A 21,648-nucleotide genomic window follows, 5' to 3' on the forward strand; every position below is an offset into this window, starting at 1 on the left:
TCTAATCTCCGCCTTTTGAGGGCTCGCCCTGTTAGGGGTTTTGGTTTAAACTCCGTGGCAAAACGCATGTTGTATAACGCTATTAGGAGCGAGACCTAAGGGCGGTAGCGTGTCAAAAAATTGTACATCTATACTGCAGGAGCAATCAGTGAGTTCATTAGCTAATACCCCCCCCGTTCAGCCCCCACAATACCCACATTACGCTTATCCTGCTAATGATGAAATTGATTTAAAAGAGCTTTTTGCAGCCCTATGGCAAGGAAAGTGGCTAATCATTATGACCACATTATTTTGCAGTGTGATCGCCATAGGCTATGCATTAACCGCCCAAGAATGGTGGAGTGCCAAAGCAACCGTTAGCCAACCGCAATTGCAAGGTATTACTAGTTACCAGCAGGCGGTAAAGCGTTATCAACCGTTGTTTGATGTGTACCAAGAAGACGGCACCGTTATTGTCAGTGAGACCTTAGATTCATTGATTGATCCTGAGGTTATTTTTAAACGTTTTATTCAAGAGTTTAATGCTAATGGCACTAAACGTAGCTTTATGCAAGCTAACTCTACTTTTTTAACTCTGCAAAAGCAGATGCTGGAGCAAAACAATGATCCGGAAGTTATGCAGACGCTGTACGAAGAGTGGTTTGAGCGCATTAAAGCTTCAGCGGTAGGTAAAAACAACGACACATTTACTTTAATTTTTCAGTCGGTAGATAAAACCAGTAGCTTAACCTTGCTTAGTGACTACATTCAGTTTGTTAACCAAACCCTTAATCAACAGCTCAATGCTAATTTAATTAGCACCTTAGCTGCGAAATATGGTGAACTGACACAGCAAGAGAAAAACCTACAGCAACAAGCACAATTGCGTTTACAAGTTGAGTTAGAGCGTACGCAATATGCTTTAAATATTGCTGAAGCGGCTGATATTAAACAGCCAGTACAAAATTTAGGTGAACAAGAGATTTTCGCGATTAACATTGGTAGCCGCGCCTTAAAAGCTAAGGTAGATGCCTTAAAATCCATCAAAGATTTGAGTGTGTTTGAGCCAAGACTGGCTATTTTACAAAGTAAGCTGAGCCAATTTGACTTAGAAACGTTAAGTGCAGAGACTAAGTGGTCAGTAAATGGTTTTTACTATTTAGACCAACCGGAACAACCACTCACCCGAGATAAACCCAAGCGCGCTTTGATTGTGGTGCTTGGTAGTTTGCTTGGAGGAATGTTGGGTGTGGCTATGGTGTTGGTGAGGTTTGCGTTTAGAAGAGGAAAGGGCTTAGACCAATAACCCTAGAAATCTCAGATCTTTGTTATTTAGGGAATAAAAATGAAAATTCTTGTTACAGGTGGAGCTGGCTTTATTGGCTCTGCTGTTGTTCGCCATATCATCCAGAGCACTCAAGACAGTGTCGTGAACTTAGATAAATTGACTTATGCAGGCAATTTAGAATCTTTAGCGTCAGTGGCTGGTAGTGAACGTTATGCTTTTGAGCGAGTCGATGTTTGTGACCGTTTCGAGCTAGACCGTGTTTTTGCAGAGCATCAACCCGATGCGGTTATGCATTTGGCGGCTGAATCTCATGTTGACCGCTCTATTGATGGTCCAGCGGCCTTTATCGAAACCAATATTATTGGCACCTATACCCTCCTCGAAGCGGCTCGTCATTACTGGAATCATTTGGAGAGTGAACGTAAAGCCGCGTTTCGTTTTCATCACATCTCAACCGATGAGGTGTATGGTGATTTAGAAGGTACGGACGAGCTCTTTACCGAAACGACAGCCTATGAACCAAGTAGTCCTTATTCTGCGTCTAAGGCATCCAGTGACCACTTGGTGCGCGCTTGGCTACGTACTTATGGTTTACCCACTATAGTCACCAACTGCTCAAACAACTACGGCCCGTATCATTTTCCAGAAAAGCTCATTCCATTGATGATTTTGAATGCACTGGAAGGGAAAGCCCTGCCTGTGTATGGCGATGGTATGCAAATTCGCGATTGGCTGTTTGTCGAAGACCACGCACGAGCATTGTATAAAGTGGTGACTGAAGGTCTGGTGGGTGAAACCTACAACATTGGTGGACACAATGAAAAAGCCAATATTGAAGTCGTAAACACACTCTGTGCATTACTTGAAGAATTGATGCCGAATAAGCCCGCGGGTGTTGCACACTACGCCGACCTCATTACTTACGTCAAAGACCGCCCAGGGCATGATGTTCGCTATGCGATTGATGCGTCGAAAATCGAGCGAGAGCTGGGTTGGAAGCCAGAAGAGACCTTTGAATCCGGTATTCGCAAAACCGTAGAGTGGTATTTACATAACCATGAATGGTGGAGCCGAGTGTTGGACGGCTCATACAGCCGTGAGCGTTTAGGTACCGGACAATAACAATCAATGAAGTTGGCAATAGCATGAAAGGCATTATTTTAGCGGGTGGCTCAGGCACTCGTCTTTATCCCATCACGATGGGAGTCTCTAAACAGCTGCTACCGGTTTACGATAAACCGATGATTTACTATCCGCTATCAGTATTAATGCTTGCAGGTATTCGCGAGACTTTGATCATCACCACTCCAGAAGATCAAGCCAGTTTCCAGCGTCTACTTGGAGATGGCAGTCAGTTTGGTATTACTCTTGAATACGCAGTGCAGGAATCACCCGATGGCCTTGCCCAAGCCTTTATTATTGGTGAACAGTTCATTGGCGATTCCTCAGTCTGTCTGGTGTTGGGCGATAATATTTTTTGGGGGCAAGGTTTTCGACCTAAGTTGCAACAAGCGGTGGCGAATGCAAACAACGGCCAAGGGGCAACCGTGTTTGGTTATCAAGTTAAAGATCCTGAACGTTTTGGTGTGGTCGAGTTTGATGAGAATAAACGCGCGATTTCAATTGAAGAAAAACCAAGCCAACCAAAAAGCAATTTTGCTGTGACTGGACTGTATTTCTACGATAATCAAGTCGTAAAACTGGCCAAAGAGGTGCAGCCTTCAGCGCGTGGTGAGCTAGAAATAACTTGTCTTAATGAGCTGTACTTAAAACGCAATCAACTTAATGTTGAATTACTCGGTCGTGGTTATGCTTGGCTTGATACTGGCACCCATGAAAGCTTGCTAGAAGCGGCACAATTTGTGGAAACCATTGAAAAACGCCAAGGTTATAAAGTCGCTTGTTTAGAAGAAATCGCTTATAGTCAACAGTGGCTGTCTACTGAGCAAGTGACAGAGCGTGCAGATCTAATGGCTAAAAATGGGTATGGGCAGTATCTTTCATCACTTTTAGAAGGTCAGGCATGAGTTTAATTAAGTGGATTGAGTTCCCTTGTTTAGGGGATGAGCGAGGCAACCTCGTCGCATTAGAAGAGATGAAGAATATACCGTTTGCTATAAAACGTATTTATTACATCTTCGATACTAAGCAAGGTGTGGTGCGTGGCTTACATGCGCACAAAGCACTCAAACAAGTCGCGATTGTGCTTAAAGGCAGTTGCCGTTTTGTGCTTGATGATGGGATTACTAAAGAAGAGATTATTCTCGATTGCCCAACGAAAGGCATATTGATTGATTCATGTTTATGGCGAGAAATGCACGATTTTTCAGAAGATTGCGTACTGATGGTGTTAGCCAGTGAACATTATGATGAAAGTGATTATATTCGTGACTATAGTGAATTTTTAGAGGTGAAGCTTGAAAGTATTAGTGGCTGGAAAAAATAATATCGCTATAGACGTTGTAAAGGCCCTACTTTATAGACCAGAAGTTGATGAGGTTTTTGCTATATTCAATGCTAATGATAATGGTATTGATGGCTTTCAGCGTTCATTTAAGAAGTTTTGCTTAAGTAACGGTATAAAATCATTGTCATTATCCGAAGCTTATGGATGTGAAGATGCGTTATTTCTATCGTTAGAATTTGACAAAATAGTCGACCCCAATCGTTTTTCTCATAAAAATATTTATAACATACATTTTTCATTACTTCCTAAATACAAAGGTATGTATACGTCAGCATGGCCAATAATTAATGGTGAATCTACCAGTGGTGTTACATTTCACTGCATTGATAGAGGCATTGATACCGGAGACATCATATTCCAAGAGGCATTTACACTAGCGGAACATGAAACTGCAAAAAGTTTATATCAAAAGTATATCGATACTGGTACATGTCTTATTTTAAGGAATTTAAAGAACATTCTCAGTGGTGATCTAGTCAAAAGACCCCAAGGGTCAGATAAATCAAGCTATTATAGTAAAAAGTCGATTGATTATTCTAATGTCAAGATTGACTTTAATAAAGCAGCGTTTCAAGTAAAGAGACAAATTGACGCGTTTACTTTTAGAGACTATCAACTTCCGGATATTAATGGAAGAAAAGTCTGTGGTGTTGAAATTAGTGATAATAAAAGTAAAGAAAAACCTGGTAGTTTAATTGAAGACGATATCAGCTTCATGGTTGCAACTATTGATTTTGATATTTTGGTTTACAAAGATTTTTTTGATGAATTGCTGATTTCCATTGAAGAAAATGATATTAAGTTGTTTCTTAAGTATGTTAATCGTTTTAATGTGAATGAAAGAAATGCAAAAGGGTGGAGCCCTATTATTGTCGCCGCATATCATGGTCGAATAGACATGATTAAAAGGTTATTATCTTTCGGGGCTAATATAAACGATCGAAATGTAAATGGCACTACCGTTTTTATGTATGCCAAGGATTTTGCAATCAAAAACAATGACTACTCAATATTAGAACAAATTATTGAGCTAGGAGCTGATGTGAAAATAAAAGATAATAATGGACTTGATGTCTTTGATTATGTCAATAAGTCTGGAAATATTGACGCAGTCGAGCAAATGAGAGTATTCAAATGATAAATTTCTTAGATTTAAAGTCTATCAACGAACAGTATCAGCAAGAACTCAAACAAGCTTGTGCACGGGTGATTGATTCTGGCTGGTATATTCAAGGCCAAGAGTTACTACAGTTCGAAGCCGAATTTTCCTCCTATTGTGGCACTAAACACGTAATTGGCGTCGCGAATGGCCTTGATGCGTTAATATTAGTGCTGAGAGCTTGGAAAGAGTTAGGTAAGTTGCAAGAAGGGGATGAAGTCATTGTCCCGGCTAACACCTACATTGCCAGCATCTTAGCTATTACTGAAAATCGCTTAACGCCAGTACTGGTTGAGCCAGACATCAATACCTATAACTTGAGCCAAGAAGGCATCAAGGCGGCGATCACACCAAAGACCAAAGCGATTCTTCCGGTGCATCTGTATGGCTTAATCTCGCCTATGCCTGAGATTATGCAAATTGCTCAAGAACATGATCTATTAGTGCTAGAAGATTGCGCGCAAGCTCATGGCGCAGAAATTAATGGACAGCGAGCCGGTAATTGGGGGCATGCGGCGGGGTTTAGTTTTTACCCAGGCAAAAACTTAGGTGCTTTAGGCGATGCGGGAGCGATTACCACAAATGATGATCAGTTAGCTGATACTTTAAAGGCACTGCGTAATTATGGCTCACATAAAAAGTATGAGAACCTTTTCCAAGGAGTGAACAGCCGCTTAGATGAAATACAAGCCGCGATGTTGCGCGTGAAGTTACGCCATTTAGAGGCCGAAACTGCTCGCCGTCAGCATATTGCTCAGACATTTCGTACTCAGATCAATAATTCTCTGATTACGTTACCACAAGTGAAGGACGAACTTTCCCATGTCTGGCATCTGTTCGTAGTACGGTGTGAACGGCGTAATGGTTTACATCAATATTTTGTTAAAAACGGAATCCAGACTCTGATCCATTATCCTATACCTCCACATAAGCAACAAGCTTATGAATCACTATTCGAACTGAATTTACCGATAACAGAGAAAATTCATGACACAGTTTTGAGCCTGCCTATAAGCCCTGTTATGTCGGATGAAGAGGTTAATTTAATTATTAATTCCATTAATAGGTTCATATGATAAAACTAGTAAAAGAATTACTTAGTGTATTAAATTCCAAGCAACGAAAGGACTTATTCCCTTTACAGGTGATGGTTGTTTTGTCAGCAATCCTAGAGGTGTTATCAGTATTATCGATAGGTCCATTTATGGCTATTGTGAGTAATGATGAGTATATTCAATCAAATCGTATTATCAGTGAAATTTATAAGCTTTCTGGTGTAAGTAGTAATATTGACTTTATGTTTTCGCTTGGTGTTGCAGTATTAGTTCTTATGCTTATTGCTGCGATTGCTTCTATGATTACGATTTGGAAATTGTCAATGTTTGCCGCTTCAGTAGGTTCAGAATTCGGTGACAGATTGTATGAGCACTACATCAATATGGACTATGAATATTACACAAGGATTAATAGCGCTGACCTAGTTAAGAAAATCGCCACTGAAGTATCTCGTGTAACTGACAATATTTTACAACCGCTGGTTCAGATAAATGCTAGAATTGCAACTATTGTATTAATATCAATTTTTGTTTTCCTTTACAATCCTATAGTAGCTATTGTAGGTGTCACTATTCTAGGTACTGCATATTTCACTTTGTTCTCAGTCGTAAAGAACAAGCTAGCTCGAAATGGTTCTTTAATTAGTGAATACTCTAAGAAACGTTTCTCCTTGATGAATGAGGGTTTTGGTTCGATAAAAGAGGTGCAGGTTTTAGGGCGTCAGGACTATTTTATTCGTCAGTTTAAAGAAAGCGGTAAAATATTTTCTACCTCCTATGGTTCGAGTAACAGCTTATATAATATTCCAAGATATTTTATAGAGCTTGTTGTTTTTAGCTCTATGGTTGCGATGATTTTATTGCTACTTAAAGCAAATAATTCTAACTTAGCAACAGTATTACCTGTGATGGGGGTTTTTGGAGTTGCAGCTTTCAAATTACTACCTTCTTTTCAGCAAATATATAGCGGAGCAGCACAAATAAGATGCAACGTATCTGCTTTTACTGCACTCAAGACGGATTTAGAAGCTGCCAATACAAATAAGCATCCACATACGAGGGAAGAAAATTCAGAAAAACTGACTGGTGATATTGTCGTCGAAAATATTTCATTCAGTTACAAAGGAAAACACAAGAAAGTTCTAAATAGTATATCACTTGAAATACCTTACAAATCTAGCATTGGAATTGTTGGATTTTCTGGGTCCGGAAAATCTACGTTGTTGGATATTTTAATTGGTTGTTTATCGATTGAAAACGGGACTATTTCTGTTGGTGGAAAAAAATTAAACAAATCAAATAATTTCACATGGAAGAATAGCTTGGGCTATGTGTCACAAATGGCATTAATTAGAGATGGAACAGTCAGCGAAAATATAGCCTTTGGCGTTGAATATAACGACATTAATATGGAAAAATTACGTACTGCGTCTAAGCTTGCACAGTTAAATGATTGGATTAATTCGCTGGAAAAAGGTTTTGACACCAAAGTTGGGGACAAAGGAATACAAATATCAGGTGGCCAACGGCAACGTATCGCAATTGCAAGGGCGTTATACAATGATGCAGAGTACCTATTTTTTGATGAAGCAACAAGTGCTTTGGATGGTATAACAGAAAAACAAATAATGCGTTCTATCTCTGATATATCAGGTAACAAAACCATTGTTATGATAGCCCATAGGGTTAATACAATAAAAAACTGTGACAAAATATATGTTCTGAATGATGGTCATATTACTGCAACTGGTAGTTACTCAGATTTGATTGAGAAAAATGAATTTTTCAAAAAGATTGCAGGTGTAAAATAATGAATCTTAAAAATAAAAGTGACTTAAATTCTGAGTTGACAGTAATAATTAATACTTGTGATTCTTATTCTGACGTTCTATCTCTTTTCTTTGCTTCTTTTTCTGAATATTGGCCAAATTGCAGTTTTGAAGTGATTGTTAATACAGAAAATAACTTACATGATAACTATCCAGCAATAATCCATAATTATAAGCCTGAAGGATTTAATACGTGGGGGGATCGTTTTCTCAAAACACTAGAAGACGTACGTTCCGAATTTGTCTTGGTTGTGTATGATGATTTTATTCTTGAGGATTATATAAACGAAAGAGATTTAATATCTATTGTTGATTTTATGAAGGCTGACCCCAGTGTTGCTGTTTATTATTTAATAAACACAAATTCTCCCATGACTAAAATTAATAAATTTGATAATAGGTTCTCAGAAATTATTGATTACAGTGATTACAAACTTAACTCTGCTCCTGCAATTTGGCGTAAGTCTGACTTGATAAGATATACTGGAAATCATGATAACCCGTGGGCTTGGGAAGTGTTTGGTAGTTATCGCACCTTTAACGATGGCAAAAAATTTTATAGTTTAAATATCAATGGGAGCGACCTATATCCTTATAATTATACTAAAGGTGGAGCAATTTATCGTGGAAAATGGGTTAGAGCTGTAGTTTTAGATAAAATAGAGAAATTTAAGTTAGATATAGATGTAAGCCTGCGTGGTTTTTCAGAAGATGCAATTTCAGAAGCGCGTAGCATTGCTTGGAAAATAAATTTTATATGTCTTGGATTTAAAATGGTTGGATTTAAATCTTTAAACTTTATTCCTCGTTATTTTAAGGCAAAGTATTGTGCAAAAAAATAATATCTTCGTCTTCATGACTTTAATGTATAACCATGAGAGTTATATAATTGAACATCTTGAAAGTATTAAATTTCTTGTTGAGTTATATGGTGAAAAGTATAAAGTTGATCTATACATAAATGATGACGCTTCTACTGATAACTCTATTTTATTAGTCGAAAAATGGTTATCTGTTAATTCTGAAATATTTAGAAATGTTAAAAGGTTCTACAACACTAAAAATGTTGGGACTTGCAAAAGCATTTGCAATATGTTGCGCTTAGCATCTGACGATGCTACTTTCAAGATAACTGGGGGGGATGATATTTATTCTTTTGAAAATATTTTTGAAGTTTGTGAAGATAATGATAGTTACTCAATTCTTTCTGGTATACCTTTGCATTTCTCTGACGCGGATCTGTACTTAGATAAAACCGAAGTTTTAGGTTTGTTGGCAAGTCAAGCGATCTATAAGAATAAACCCCTTATAGAACGTTTTAAATTCCTTAGTATTAACAATGCGCCTAATATTTTTTATAACACTAGACTATTAACCTCCGATAAAACCTTATCTTTTCTAAAGCGTTTTGATGTTGTTGAAGATTGGCCTATTCAAATAGCAATTGCAGAACAAATTATTAAGCAGCCATATATGCTGAAAAATAAAGTTTATGTTTATTACAGAAGGACTCAAGGTTCTACTTATATAATTGCAAATCGTAGGTTTATTGATGATAAAACGAAAATTTATAATTATCTAGAAAGTCGTTCGAATAACCTTTTGGACAAGATTTTAATTAGAAATAGGCGGTTTTTGTTTATTTTGAATAACACAAAATTAAATAAGCTTCTTAATATTGGTTTTTATATTTTTTTAATAAAATCGTTACTAAACTATAGATCCATAAATTCTCTGAAAAATCAATGTACTATAGAAATTGAAGATCATAATGTTCATCTTAATAAGATTATCCAGCGTTCTTGTAAATTTTTTAGGGACGAAATTAGAAAATGAAAAGGTTTGCCCCTCTCATCTTTATTGAAGCTTATTTGTTGTTTACTTTGCTTGTTTTTTTGTTTGGTCCTATAACCTTTGTGATTCATAATGAATTGTTATTTTATGTTTGCATGATAAGTTATCACCTCGCATTTATACTGGGATACGTAGTTTCTAATATTCTATATAGGAATAGTGGTGTTCATCATGTTTTTGAATTCAGAAGCGAGACTTTTTATATAATTTTTTTCTTTGCTGTATTAGCATCTCTTGTTACCTATAAAAATGTCATGATTAATTCATCTCTGATTCCATGGGATATTTTTAGTCAGATCAGTGATGGTATTCAGTCTCCAGCTGAAGTATATGTGCAACGATTGGAGAAAATTAATGCTGAAAATGTCGCGTCTTCAAGATTTTTCAATGTTTTATCAATTTTCTTTATGTTTTTTAAGTTTTTATTTATTTATTATTCTGTTTATTTTTGGCGGATGTATGATTGTTCCAAGAAATTATTATTCATAATGTATTCCATTTTGTTTATTTTGCCCTCGTTAGCGGGAGGTGTTAGTAGTATCCTTTTTTATTTTTTTATTTTTTTATCTGTTTCATTGTTTTTTGTCAAGCTCATGAGTAATGAACTTGCAATTTTAAAAATTTTTGCGGTGTCGACTATAGTTTTTTTGCTCTTTTCAGGTTTCTTCGGCTTTATGATGACTCAGCGTGGTGGAGGGTTTGAATATTTTAATACACTATCACCTCTCGGTGATATCAGTGTAAATATTGCGACACCTGAACTTGGCAGTATAATTGGCTTCTACTTATACTCGTTCGTTTGGTTAAGTTCGTACTTAGTTCAAGGTTATTATGGTTTTTGCTTAGCTCTAAGTGAACCTTGGATTTGGACATATGGCTTTGGTAGTTCACATTTTTTACAAAACCAATTATTGCTTGTTTTTGGTGTTGATGTTTCAAATTTGACATTCCAGTCGAGAATATCATCAGTTTGGGATGAAAAGGCAATGTGGCATAGTTTTTATGCACAAATGGCTAATGATGTTAGTTTTGCTGGTGTGTCTTTAATAATGTTTTTATTCGGTTTTTTACTTTCTAGAGTTTGGTGTTCAATTATATTTCAAAAAAGTTTTTATGGTTCTGCTTTGATGCCTATTTTAGTGGTTTTTTTTATATTCCTACCAGCGAATAATCAGATTTTTGGTTTTATAGATACTATTTCTTACTTTTTTGTAATTTTAGCTCTATGGTTTTTTGAAAACAAGAAGGTTGTGTATAGATGAATTTATTTATGAATAAAACGCTACTAATAACAGGTGGTACCGGATCTTTTGGTAACGCCGTCTTAGATCGTTTTTTAGGTACTGATATTTCCGAAATAAGAATTTTTTCTCGTGATGAAAAAAAGCAAGATGACATGCGTAAAAAATATAACAACTCTAAATTGAAGTTTTATATTGGTGATGTCCGTGATTATCAAAGTATTTTAAATGCAACACGTGGTGTTGACTATATTTATCATGCTGCAGCTCTTAAGCAAGTTCCATCTTGTGAATTCCATCCTATGGAGGCCGTGAAAACTAATGTGTTGGGAACAGAGAATGTCCTTGAAGCAGCCATTCAAAATGAAGTCAAACGAGTGGTCTGCTTAAGTACAGACAAGGCGGTTTATCCAATCAATGCTATGGGGATTTCCAAGGCTATGATGGAAAAGGTGATTGTTGCAAAGTCACGTAATGTTGACCCTGAGAAGACCGTTATTTCTGCAACTCGCTATGGCAACGTGATGGCCTCGCGTGGTTCAGTGATCCCACTTTTTTTACGTCAAATTATTCATGATCAACCATTAACTGTAACTGATCCAAATATGACGAGATTTATGATGACGCTCAGTGATGCGGTTGATCTAGTTTTACATGCTTTTGAGCATGGATCTAATGGCGATATTTTTGTGCAAAAAGCGCCAGCTGCGACAATTGATATTCTAGTTAAAGCATTGTTTCAAATTACAGGTAAGCCTAATCATCCCGTCAATATTATCGGAACTCGTCATGGTGAAAAGCTTTATGAAGCCCTTTGCAGTCGTGAGGAAATGTTTGTAGCCGAAGATCAAGGTGGGTATTACCGCATCCCTGCGGATAATCGTGATTTGAACTATTCAAAGTACAACGAAGAAGGTGAGACGGATCTTTCTCTAATTGAAGATTACAATTCACATAATACCGAGCGTCTAGATGTACAAAGCATGGTAAAACTACTTCACAAATTGGATTTTATCGCTGATATTAAGGCAGGTAGTCTAAACGTTCCTGAAGGTGTGTAATGAACATTGTTGTCACTGGTGCCAAAGGTTTTATTGGCAAAAACCTTTGCGTTATGCTCCGCGAACATGGTTATCAAGATATTGTCGAGGTCGATCGCGAAACATCGCGTGAGCAATTATCCCAAGTTCTCGCTAATGCTGATTTTGTCTATCATTTAGCGGGTATCAACCGCCCAAAAGATGAAGTTGAGTTTCAGCAAGGTAATGCAGGTTTAACCAGTTTTATTGCAGAGCAACTCGTGCTTAACGATAAGAAGGTTCCTTTGGTGGTGAGTTCTTCGACACAGGCAGAGCAAGACAATGCCTACGGACAAAGTAAGCGTCTGGCCGAGCAAGCAGTTGAGCAGTATGGCCAGCAGATACAAGCACCGTACTTCATTTACCGCTTTCCAAATGTGTTTGGGAAGTGGTGTCGGCCGAATTACAACTCCTTTGTCGCCACTTTTTGTTACAACACGCTAAACGATCTTGACATCACGATAAACGACCCGAGTGCGCCAGTAACCTTGGTTTACATTGATGATGTGTGTACCCATTTAATTTCATTGTTAGAAGGTGGCTTAGAAAGCGGCTATAAGAGCGTAACACCAGAGTATCCGACTACGGTCGGTCAGGTCGCTGAACTATTGCGTGCCTTTAAAGAAAGTAGAGACAATCTTGTTACTGAAAATGTTGGTACGGGTTTAACTCGCGCCCTTTACTCGACTTACCTTAGTTATATGACACCAGAGCAGTTTAGTTATTCCATTCCCAGTTATGGTGATGAGCGCGGTGTCTTTAGCGAAATGTTGAAAACCAAGCAAGCGGGTCAGTTTTCTTTCTTTACTGCTCATCCTGGCGTCACTCGAGGTGGCCATTATCACCATAGTAAAAATGAAAAATTTTTAGTGCTTAAAGGCAAGGCGTTATTTAAATTTGAGCATATTGCTACTGGTGAACTTCATGAACTTTATACTGATGGCAGTTCACCGCAAGTCGTTGAAACGGTTCCTGGCTGGTCTCATGACATCACCAATATTGGTGATGAAGAAATGATCGTAATGCTATGGGCGAATGAAATCTTCGATCGCGAAGCGCCTGATACCTTTGCCCGTCCATTGTCTTGATTCAAGAGAAATTACAGTGAAAAAACTTAAAGTAATGTCAGTTGTGGGCACTCGCCCTGAAATTATCCGCCTATCCCGCGTACTCGCTAAACTTGATGAGCACTGCGAGCATATTTTGGTTCATACAGGTCAAAATTATGATTTTGAACTCAATGAAGTGTTCTTTAATGATCTTGGGGTACGTAAACCTGATTATTTTCTAAACGCTGCGGGTAAAAACGCCGCTGAAACTATTGGTCAAGTGATCATTAAAGTTGATCAAGTATTAGAAGAGATTCAACCTGAAGCGATGCTTATACTAGGTGATACTAACTCTTGTATTTCGGCTATTCCGGCCAAGCGTCGCAAAGTGCCAATTTTCCACATGGAAGCGGGTAATCGCTGTTTTGATCAGCGTGTTCCTGAAGAAACAAACCGTCGAATTGTGGATCATACTGCCGACATCAATCTGACTTACAGTACCATTGCTCGTGATTACCTCTTAGATGAAGGCTTGCCTGCTGACCGTGTAATCAAAACAGGTAGCCCGATGTTTGAGGTGCTCAATCATTATATGCCGCAAATCGATAGCTCAGATGTACTTTCTCGTTTGGGTTTGCAAAAAGGGCAATTTTTTGTTGTTAGCGCACATCGTGAAGAGAATGTCGATTCGCCAAAACAGTTGGCCAAATTAGCACAAACGCTTAATACCGTTGCGCAGCATTATAATCTGCCTGTGATTGTGTCAACCCATCCACGTACACGTAACCGTATTGAGGCGCAAGGATTGGAGTTCCACCCGAATATTCAGTTACTCAAACCGCTAGGGTTCCATGATTACAACCATTTGCAGAAAAATGCCAAAGTGGTACTTTCAGATAGCGGTACGATTAATGAAGAATCGTCCATCATGAACTTTCCAGCATTAAATATGCGAGAAGCACATGAACGCCCTGAGGGAATGGAAGAAGCTTCAGTGATGATGGTTGGTTTAGGTGTTGAGCGGGTAATGCAGGCTTTGCAAATTCTCGAATCACAACCATCGGGTGATGAGCGCCTATTGCGCGAAGTCTCTGACTACAGCATGCCGAACGTTTCGGACAAGGTTGTTCGAATTATTCATTCCTATACTGATTATGTTAAGCGTGTAGTGTGGAAAGAGTACTAAGTGATAAAGAAGAAAATACTTGTTCTCGCTGAATATATTGGTGAAGATAGCAATTCAACGTCTTATTATTGGTCAAAGATTGTTAATAAGCTGAATTGTAACTTTGATGTGCTGCTTATTACTCCTGATACGCCCTCTTCAAGAGCATTCTCAGAGAAGCATCAGGTCGCGACAAGGTTCGTTAAACGGTATAAGTACAATAAAAATAATTTGGTATCAAGATTTTGGGGGCAGGTTAAGCAAGCCATTATTTTTAGTAGTGTTTTTCGTAATGAATTAAAAAATATGGACTTGGTATTCTCAGGAACTAATCCAGTTCTAACTCTTTTTATGATGGCTGTATTAAAAAGAATTCAACCTTTTGAATGGTTGGTATTAGTTCATGATGTTTTTCCTAATAATTTAATTCCAGCTGGTGTTACGACATCAAATAGCCTGTTTTATCGGGCTTTAGAATCTTTGTCTAAGAGAGTGTATTCAGCACCGGATCGTTTGATTTGTATTGGTCGAGATATGAAGGTCTTATTAGATAGTAAAACCAATGATTCGGTAGTATCTGTATATATACCAAACTGGGCTTCAACAGATATAACGAAAAATGAACCAAAAATTGAAAATAAAATATTGACCCAATATGGATGGGAAAGAAACTGTGTTGTTTTCCAGTTTTTCGGAAATATGGGTCGTCTACAAGGTATATCAAACTTATTGAAATCAATATCATTAACAAAAAACGAAAATGCTCGATTTTTATTTATTGGTTGCGGATCTGAATCTAGTTACGTTGAGAGAATGATGCAGGAGATTAATGACAAATATGAATACGAGCGTGTTCAATACTATGGACGTTTAGAGCTAGAAAAAAACAGTCAAGGTCTTAATGCCTGCGATGTTGCATTTGTAACTCTTTCGAGTGGAATGTATGGTTTAGGAGTTCCTAGTAAAGCATATTTTTCAATGGCTGCTGATAAGCCGATTATCTATGTTGGTGATGTAGGAACAGAGCTTGAAATCCTCATTCGAGAACATCGTATCGGATGGTATTGTGAGCCAGATAACCCTCAAATGTTAGCTAGCATAATTGATAAAATCACTGACATATATGAGCAAGGTATTAGCAATAAACTAAATCCAAGAGCTGTTCTTAAGGAAAACTTTTCCGAAAAAATGGCTTTAGATAATATTTTACATCAAGTAAAGGATTTGGCTGACTAATGAATGTCTTACTAACAGGTAGTTCTGGGTTTGTTGGGGATCATCTAGTGGCTAAACATGATATTTTTAAGCATGTAGTTAGAGCAAGTGATGTTCATTTTTTTAGCAACGTTTTTATTGTCGAAAGCATAAACGCTGCAACAAACTGGAGCAATGCGTTTGAAGGGGTTGATGTTATTATACATTTAGCTGGATTAGCCCACTCAGCTCATTATTCAACTCTACATTATCAAAATGTGAATGTTGATGGTACATTAAAATTAGCAACTGAAGCTAGAAAGGCGGGTGTTCAACGCTTTGTCTTTGTAAGTTCCATTGGTGTAAATGGCACATCTACTCAGACAGAGCCATTTTCTGTTAAGTTTGAACCCGCCCCTCATAACGACTATGCTCAATCAAAATATGAAGCTGAACTTGGTTTAAAAAAAATTGCCGAGGAAACAGGTCTTGAGCTAGTGATTGTTAGGCCTACACTCGTTTATGGCCCTAATGCTCCCGGAAACTTTGGTATGCTGACTAAGCTAGTAAGAAAGCTGCCTGTTTTGCCTTTCGGTTTAGCCAATAATCGTCGTGATTTTATTGCAGTGCAAAACCTAGCTGATTTGCTGATAACATGTGCTACCCACCCAAATGCAGCAGGACATACTTTTTTAGCTTCTGATGGTGAAACGGTTTCTATCAAGGGATTTACCAATGCTATGGCTAAAGGATTGGATAAGAGAGTGGTTCAACTGCCAATCCCTGTTGGTCTAATGCGTTTAGTTGGTAAAGTAACGGGTAAATCAGCAATCATTGAACAGTTATTTGGCAATTTAGAAGTAGATTCTTCAAATATCCAACAAGTTTTGGATTGGACTTCACCATTCACCATGGAACAAGCCATGGCTTCGTTAAAAGATTCGGATAAATAATATCATGATTCGTTTATTAGATTTCTTCGCAGCCTTCTTTGGCCTGCTGTTTTTATGGCCACTGCTATTGGTAGTCACCATCATTGGTCTTTTTGATACTGGTTCGCCGATTTTTGTTCAGGAGCGTGTTGGACGTAACAAAAAACCATTTAATTTGGTTAAGTTTCGTACCATGTCGGTCGATACTCAGTCAGTAGCGTCACATCTGGCTAGTGCGAGTTCAATTACTAAGTTTGGCGCTTTTTTGCGCAAAACTAAGCTTGACGAATTACCCCAACTCATTAACGTTTTGAAAGGTGAAATGAGTTTAGTAGGACCACGCCCCAACCTTTTTAATCAACAGGAGTTGATTGCCGAACGTGATGCTTTAGGGGTTTATGATGTGCTTCCCGGAATCACTGGACTGGCTCAAATTCAAAATATTGATATGTCTACCCCAAGGCTTCTAGCTCAAACCGACAAAAAGATGATTGATACACTGACATTGAAGGACTACTTTCGTTATATCCTCAAAACAGTAACGGGGAGTGGTGCTGGTGACGTAGTAAATAAAAAATAGACTAATTAGAAAAGTGTGAAGCAATTACTATGGCTAGGCTAAACTTTATCTGGAATCTTTCGCGTGTAAATAAGCGCATCATCAGCGTTTTGGTGGATGCGTTTTTTATCATTTTCTCATTTTACAGTGCTTACTGGGTTCGAGTCGGGAACGTTGAGATTATTCACTCAGACTCGATACCTTATCTTCTTGCAACGGTTATCGTGGTCACAATCCTAAGTTTTACTCGACTTGGGTTGTATCGAGCTATCCTACGTTACCTCACTTTCCATGCTCTTGCTGTGGTGAGTGTTGGTACCCTAATCTCTACAGCATCTGTTGCTATTGCCGCTTTTTATTTTAATGCACCAGTGCCCCGTTCTTTGCCTATCATCTATGGCACCTTTTTGTGCCTGTTGTGTGGTGGATCGCGTCTAATTGTGCGTGTATTGGTTTCTGGGCTCAATGGCAAAGGTCGTAAAGTCGTGCTGATTTATGGTGCGGGCTCTGCTGGTCGTCAACTAGCGATAGCTTTACGTAACTCAGAAAATTACAAAGTGGTTGGGTTTATCGATCAAGATAAAACCCTTGAAAATACCGTAATCATGGGTTTGCAAGTCTATGATATTAGCCGAGCTGCTTACCTCGTTGATAAGTACGATGTTACCCAAGTGCTACTTGCAGTACCGAGTGCTTCACGAGCGCGTAGGAAGAAGATTCTCGAGTCATTGATAGACTTGTCGGCGGAAGTGCTTACGGTTCCTGATATGAAAGATATCGTTGAAGGCAAGGCATCCATCGATCAGCTGAAAGATGTGGCGATTGAAGACTTACTGGGGCGCGATCCGGTGACACCTCAGCAATGTTTAATGGAATCGAATATCTTAGGTAAGGTCGTCATGGTGACTGGGGCTGGTGGTTCTATCGGCTCTGAGCTCTGTCGTCAGATTGTGCGGCAAAAACCTAAAGTACTAGTGTTGTTTGAGCTTTCAGAGTTTGGGTTATATCAAATCGATAGAGAACTCAAACAACTGATGGAAGCCGAGGAGCTGCACGTTGAAATCATCCCGCTACTGGGGTCAGTACAGCGAATTAATCGCCTTGTGGTAACGATGAAAAGCTTCAAGGTTCAAACTGTGTATCATGCTGCTGCTTATAAACATGTACCTCTTGTTGAGTACAATGTCGTTGAAGGGGTACGCAATAACGTTTTTGGTACTTACTACGCTGCGCAGGCGGCCATTGAAGCAGGTGTTGAATCGTTTGTTCTGATCTCCACTGATAAAGCGGTGCGCCCGACCAATGTCATGGGAACCACCAAGCGTATGGCCGAACTCGGTTTGCAAGCGCTTGCGGAACAAGAAAACCGTAAAGCCAAAGGTACTCGCTTTTGTATGGTGCGTTTTGGTAATGTTTTGGGCTCATCGGGCTCTGTGGTTCCGCTGTTTAAACGTCAAATTGAGGCAGGCGGCCCAATTACGGTGACGCACCCAGACATTATTCGTTATTTCATGACCATCCCTGAAGCGGCGCAACTGGTGATCCAAGCAGGAGCTATGGGTAAAGGTGGGGATGTGTTTGTGCTTGATATGGGTGAGCCTGTGCGCATCACTGACCTCGCGGTTAACCTTATTCAGCTTTCTGGGCTGGAAGTGAAAGATGAGCAGCATCCTTATGGGGATATTGCTATTGAGTTCACAGGGTTAAGGCCAGGTGAGAAGCTCTATGAAGAACTGCTGATTGGCGATAATGTTCGAAAAACGGCTCATGAGCGAATCATGACAGCCAATGAACGTTATTTACCTTTAGCGGAATTTGAACAGCATCTTAACGAGCTAGACAAAGCGTGTCATGCATTTAACCATGAGCGTATCCGAGAGCTATTGCTTGAAGCGCCGACCGATTTTAATCCGACAGATGGTATTGGTGACTTAGTCTGGCAGCGTACGCAAGATAACCAAACTCAGCTTGAAAAACAGCTTGTGCATTAATGGTGTCGATTTAAGTTGAAAAACCGCGGCCTCTACCGCGGTTTTTTTATCCTTTCGATTCATGCTTGTGCGAAATCGGTATGATCCCATCGGTTGATTAATGTACTCAGGAGTGGAAAACAACATGGAAGTGGTTCATCACGGAGGGAAGGCGAGTGTCACGGGTTCATGCCATGAATTGCGAGCCGATGGGCAAGCGCTGCTGATTGATTGCGGCCTGTTTCAAGGGGCGGATGAACGCCCGTTGGCGGTGGAGTTTGCGCTGGGGCATGTGGATGCGCTGATCTTAACCCATGCGCACATCGACCATATTGGCCGTTTGCCTTGGTTATTGGCGGCAGGTTTTAAGCAGCCGATTTACTGCACGGCGGCAACGGCGGAGCTGGTGCCATTGATGCTGGAAGATGGTTTAAAGCTGCAGTTAGGGATGTCTCCCAAGCAGAGTGAGCGCGTACTGACCGAGGTGCGCCGTTTGCTGCGGGTGCAAGATTATCAAAAGTGGTTTGCGGTGCAGCCTAAGCGTGCCGATTCGCTCTGGGTGCGCTTTCAGCCTGCGGGGCATATTTTGGGCTCGGCGTATGTGGAAATTCGGCGTCCGAATGGTGAGGTGGCGGTGTTTTCGGGAGATTTGGGGCCAAGCCATACGCCTTTGTTGCCCGATCCGCAGTCGCCAGAGCGGGCCGATTATCTGTTTATTGAAACTACTTATGGCGATAAGCAGCACGAGGATGTGCAGAGCCGAGGGCAGCGGCTGCGCGCGATGATTGAGCGCTCACTGGCTGACGGCGGTGCAATTTTGATCCCGGCGTTCAGTGTCGGACGCACGCAAGAGCTGCTCTTTGATATTGAGCAGCTCATCTTTTCTCAGCAAATCGATGCTAACTTGCCGATTATTCTCGATTCGCCGATGGCGCAGCGGGTGACGCGTTCTTATCGTCGCTTTAAGCAGTTATGGGGACGAGAAGCCAAAGCGCGGCTGCAAATGCATCGGCATCCGTTGGCGTTTGAGCAGTGTATTACGGTGGAAGATCACCGAACCCATGAGCGTTTGGTCAACCGTTTAGCCTCAACCGGAGAGGCGGCGATTGTGGTGGCGGCTTCGGGGATGTGTCAGGGCGGCCGCATTATGGATTATTTAAAGGCGCTGCTGCCGGATAAGCGAACCGACCTGATTTTGGCGGGATTTCAAGCCGAAGGCACGCTTGGGCGTAAAATTCAAAGTGGTGAGAAGTCGGTGTGGATTGATGGTGATGAAATTGAAGTCAACGCGCATATTCATACGATGTCCGGTTATTCCGCCCACGCCGATAAAGCGGATTTGCTGCGCTTTATTACCGGCATTCCTGAAAAGCCCAAGCAAGTGCACCTGATCCACGGTGAAGCCTCAGCCAAGCAAGCGTTCGCGGCGGAGCTTACTCAACTCGGATATTCGGTGCTTTGAGTTGGGAGTTTGGCTTGGTGTGAAATACCCCCTCCCGACCTCCCCCGAGAAGGGGGAGGGGTAAGATCGATGCGCGCGAAGGGAGGGACTGTGTTTAGCCTCTCAGTGCCCGAAAGTCATTGCCAGTGGGGGCTTGCGAAACGCGCAGGTCAAACTCGGGCAGTACCGCATAGATATGATCAAAAATATCCGACTGAATACGCTCATACTCCACCCACACTGTGGTGCTGGTAAAGCAGTACACCTCTAGCGAAATGCCATCGTGAGTGGGCGCTAACTGACGTACCATCAGCGTCATATCTTGGTGAATATTGGGGTGAGTACGCAGGTAGCGCTCTAAATAAGCGCGGAAACTGCCGATGTTGGTCAGGCGGCGGCCATTGATACGGCAGGCCAAATCCCAATGTTTTTGTTGGTTGTAGCTGCTGATCTCTTGTTCTTTTTCCGCCAAGTAAGGCTCAAGCAGTTGCGCTTTTTTCAGTGCTTGTTTCTCTTCTTCCGTCAAAAAATGCACGCTGGTGGCATCAATCAAAATACTGCGCTTGATGCGGCGACCACCGGATTCCTGCATCCCTTTCCAGTTTTTAAATGAATCTGAGATTAGCGCGTAGCTAGGAATGGTAGTGATGGTTTTATCCCAGTTTTGCACTTTGACTGTGGTGAGGCTGATGTCTAGCACTGCGCCATCTGCGCCATATTTGGGCATTTCCAACCAGTCACCGACCGAGAGCATTTTGTTGGCAGAAAGCTGTACCCCAGCAACTAAGCCAAGGATTGGATCTTTAAACACCAACATAAAGACGGCGGTCATTGCACCTAAGCCGCTGAGCAGAATAACGGGTGATTTACCGATCAAAATCGAGGTGAAAAACAGCGCGGCAATAATAAAAACAATGATTTTGATGCTCTGCAAAATACCGCGTGTCGGTAGGTTTTTACCCACTTGGGTTTTGCTGATTAACAGTTCCAACACGTTGAGCATGGAGTAAGTGACCAACATGCCAAACAGCACAATCCACAACCCAGTGACAGTATGCAGGATGTCGTAAGAGTACGTGCCGGGAGTGAGCCATAACTGAGTTTGTACCGCAATCACGACACCTTGGATCAGCAAGGCGAAACGGCTAAACAGGTGCTCTTTAAACAGCGCATTGCGCCAAACACTTTGCTCGTGGCGAGTATGGCGTTTCAGCCACAACAGCACTCCGCGATGTAAAATAAGATGAATAGCGATAGAAATGGCGGCAATCAGCCCTAACGCTTCAGCAACCTGAATCACGCGTTCAATTTCTATATCAAATTGCTGTAACCATAAGGTTAATGTTTCAAGCATGGCGTACTCCTTAATCAATCTGCGCGCCATACT

Annotated in this window: 19 protein-coding genes; 18 read left to right on the plus strand and 1 reads right to left on the minus strand. The window is 40.4% G+C overall.

Going from position 1 to position 21,648, the window contains the following annotated elements; genetic code table 11:
- The first annotated feature begins 148 nt into the window (after positions 1–148).
- The 18 genes from VOA_RS00285 to VOA_RS00200 all read left to right on the plus strand — a co-directional run bounded on the left by VOA_RS00285 (position 149) and on the right by VOA_RS00200 (position 20,282).
- On the plus strand, positions 149–1,285 hold the full coding sequence (locus tag VOA_RS00285; RefSeq protein WP_000096293.1) for an LPS O-antigen chain length determinant protein WzzB: 1,137 nt from the start codon (positions 149–151) through the stop codon (positions 1,283–1,285).
- Between the two features lie 39 nt (positions 1,286–1,324).
- A complete protein-coding gene (rffG, locus tag VOA_RS00280; RefSeq protein WP_000699465.1) occupies positions 1,325–2,389 on the plus strand; it encodes a dTDP-glucose 4,6-dehydratase in 1,065 nt (354 codons plus the stop codon).
- A gap of 23 nt (positions 2,390–2,412) precedes the next feature.
- Entirely contained in the window at positions 2,413–3,294 is an 882-nt protein-coding gene (gene rfbA / locus VOA_RS00275) for a glucose-1-phosphate thymidylyltransferase RfbA (RefSeq protein WP_000676089.1), read from the plus strand.
- On the plus strand, positions 3,291–3,713 hold the full coding sequence (locus tag VOA_RS00270; protein WP_000052682.1) for a sugar 3,4-ketoisomerase: 423 nt from the start codon (positions 3,291–3,293) through the stop codon (positions 3,711–3,713). Before rfbA ends, VOA_RS00270 begins: the two co-directional genes overlap by 4 nt.
- A complete protein-coding gene (locus VOA_RS00265; protein ID WP_009356202.1) occupies positions 3,685–4,872 on the plus strand; it encodes a formyltransferase family protein in 1,188 nt (395 codons plus the stop codon). The genes VOA_RS00270 and VOA_RS00265 overlap by 29 nt, the downstream gene beginning before the upstream one ends.
- Entirely contained in the window at positions 4,869–5,969 is a 1,101-nt protein-coding gene (locus tag VOA_RS00260; protein ID WP_000606842.1) for a DegT/DnrJ/EryC1/StrS family aminotransferase, read from the plus strand. The genes VOA_RS00265 and VOA_RS00260 overlap by 4 nt, the downstream gene beginning before the upstream one ends.
- Positions 5,966–7,759: an ABC transporter ATP-binding protein gene (locus tag VOA_RS00255; RefSeq protein ID WP_000594114.1), complete on the plus strand. Its 1,794-nt coding sequence runs from the start codon at positions 5,966–5,968 to the stop codon at positions 7,757–7,759. Before VOA_RS00260 ends, VOA_RS00255 begins: the two co-directional genes overlap by 4 nt.
- Positions 7,759–8,619: a hypothetical protein gene (locus tag VOA_RS00250; protein WP_001049887.1), complete on the plus strand. Its 861-nt coding sequence runs from the start codon at positions 7,759–7,761 to the stop codon at positions 8,617–8,619. The genes VOA_RS00255 and VOA_RS00250 overlap by 1 nt, the downstream gene beginning before the upstream one ends.
- The gene (locus VOA_RS00245; RefSeq protein ID WP_001171471.1) at positions 8,606–9,613 is read left to right on the plus strand and encodes a glycosyltransferase; all 1,008 of its coding nucleotides are present in this window, start codon (positions 8,606–8,608) and stop codon (positions 9,611–9,613) included. The genes VOA_RS00250 and VOA_RS00245 overlap by 14 nt, the downstream gene beginning before the upstream one ends.
- On the plus strand, positions 9,610–10,893 hold the full coding sequence (locus VOA_RS00240; RefSeq protein WP_000819145.1) for a hypothetical protein: 1,284 nt from the start codon (positions 9,610–9,612) through the stop codon (positions 10,891–10,893). The genes VOA_RS00245 and VOA_RS00240 overlap by 4 nt, the downstream gene beginning before the upstream one ends.
- On the plus strand, positions 10,890–11,933 hold the full coding sequence (locus VOA_RS00235) for a polysaccharide biosynthesis protein (RefSeq protein ID WP_001048199.1): 1,044 nt from the start codon (positions 10,890–10,892) through the stop codon (positions 11,931–11,933). The genes VOA_RS00240 and VOA_RS00235 overlap by 4 nt, the downstream gene beginning before the upstream one ends.
- Entirely contained in the window at positions 11,933–13,039 is a 1,107-nt protein-coding gene (wbjC, locus tag VOA_RS00230) for a UDP-2-acetamido-2,6-beta-L-arabino-hexul-4-ose reductase (RefSeq protein WP_001028646.1), read from the plus strand. The genes VOA_RS00235 and wbjC overlap by 1 nt, the downstream gene beginning before the upstream one ends.
- A 16-nt stretch (positions 13,040–13,055) precedes the next feature.
- A complete protein-coding gene (wecB, locus tag VOA_RS00225; RefSeq protein ID WP_000734416.1) occupies positions 13,056–14,186 on the plus strand; it encodes a non-hydrolyzing UDP-N-acetylglucosamine 2-epimerase in 1,131 nt (376 codons plus the stop codon).
- Positions 14,187–15,401 carry a glycosyltransferase family 4 protein gene (locus tag VOA_RS00220; protein ID WP_000592096.1) on the plus strand — a complete coding sequence of 405 codons (1,215 nt, stop codon included), beginning with the start codon at positions 14,187–14,189 and terminating at the stop codon, positions 15,399–15,401.
- Positions 15,401–16,312, plus strand: a complete 912-nt coding sequence (locus VOA_RS00215) for an NAD-dependent epimerase/dehydratase family protein (RefSeq protein ID WP_001101756.1) — start codon at positions 15,401–15,403, stop codon at positions 16,310–16,312. Before VOA_RS00220 ends, VOA_RS00215 begins: the two co-directional genes overlap by 1 nt.
- Before the next feature lie 4 nt (positions 16,313–16,316).
- Positions 16,317–16,871: a sugar transferase gene (locus tag VOA_RS00210; protein WP_000620307.1), complete on the plus strand. Its 555-nt coding sequence runs from the start codon at positions 16,317–16,319 to the stop codon at positions 16,869–16,871.
- A 29-nt stretch (positions 16,872–16,900) separates the two neighbouring features.
- Complete coding sequence (locus VOA_RS00205; protein WP_000113253.1) at positions 16,901–18,841, plus strand: polysaccharide biosynthesis protein; 1,941 nt, start codon at positions 16,901–16,903, stop codon at positions 18,839–18,841.
- Between the two features lie 124 nt (positions 18,842–18,965).
- On the plus strand, positions 18,966–20,282 hold the full coding sequence (locus VOA_RS00200; protein ID WP_000454269.1) for an MBL fold metallo-hydrolase RNA specificity domain-containing protein: 1,317 nt from the start codon (positions 18,966–18,968) through the stop codon (positions 20,280–20,282).
- A gap of 94 nt (positions 20,283–20,376) precedes the next feature.
- Here the strand turns inward: VOA_RS00200 and VOA_RS00195 are convergent, their stop codons facing one another.
- A complete protein-coding gene (locus VOA_RS00195) occupies positions 20,377–21,615 on the minus strand; it encodes a mechanosensitive ion channel family protein (RefSeq protein WP_000894649.1) in 1,239 nt (412 codons plus the stop codon).
- Between the last annotated feature and the right edge of the window lie 33 nt (positions 21,616–21,648).

This window comes from Vibrio sp. RC586 (assembly GCF_000176715.1).
GTDB lineage: Bacteria > Pseudomonadota > Gammaproteobacteria > Enterobacterales > Vibrionaceae > Vibrio.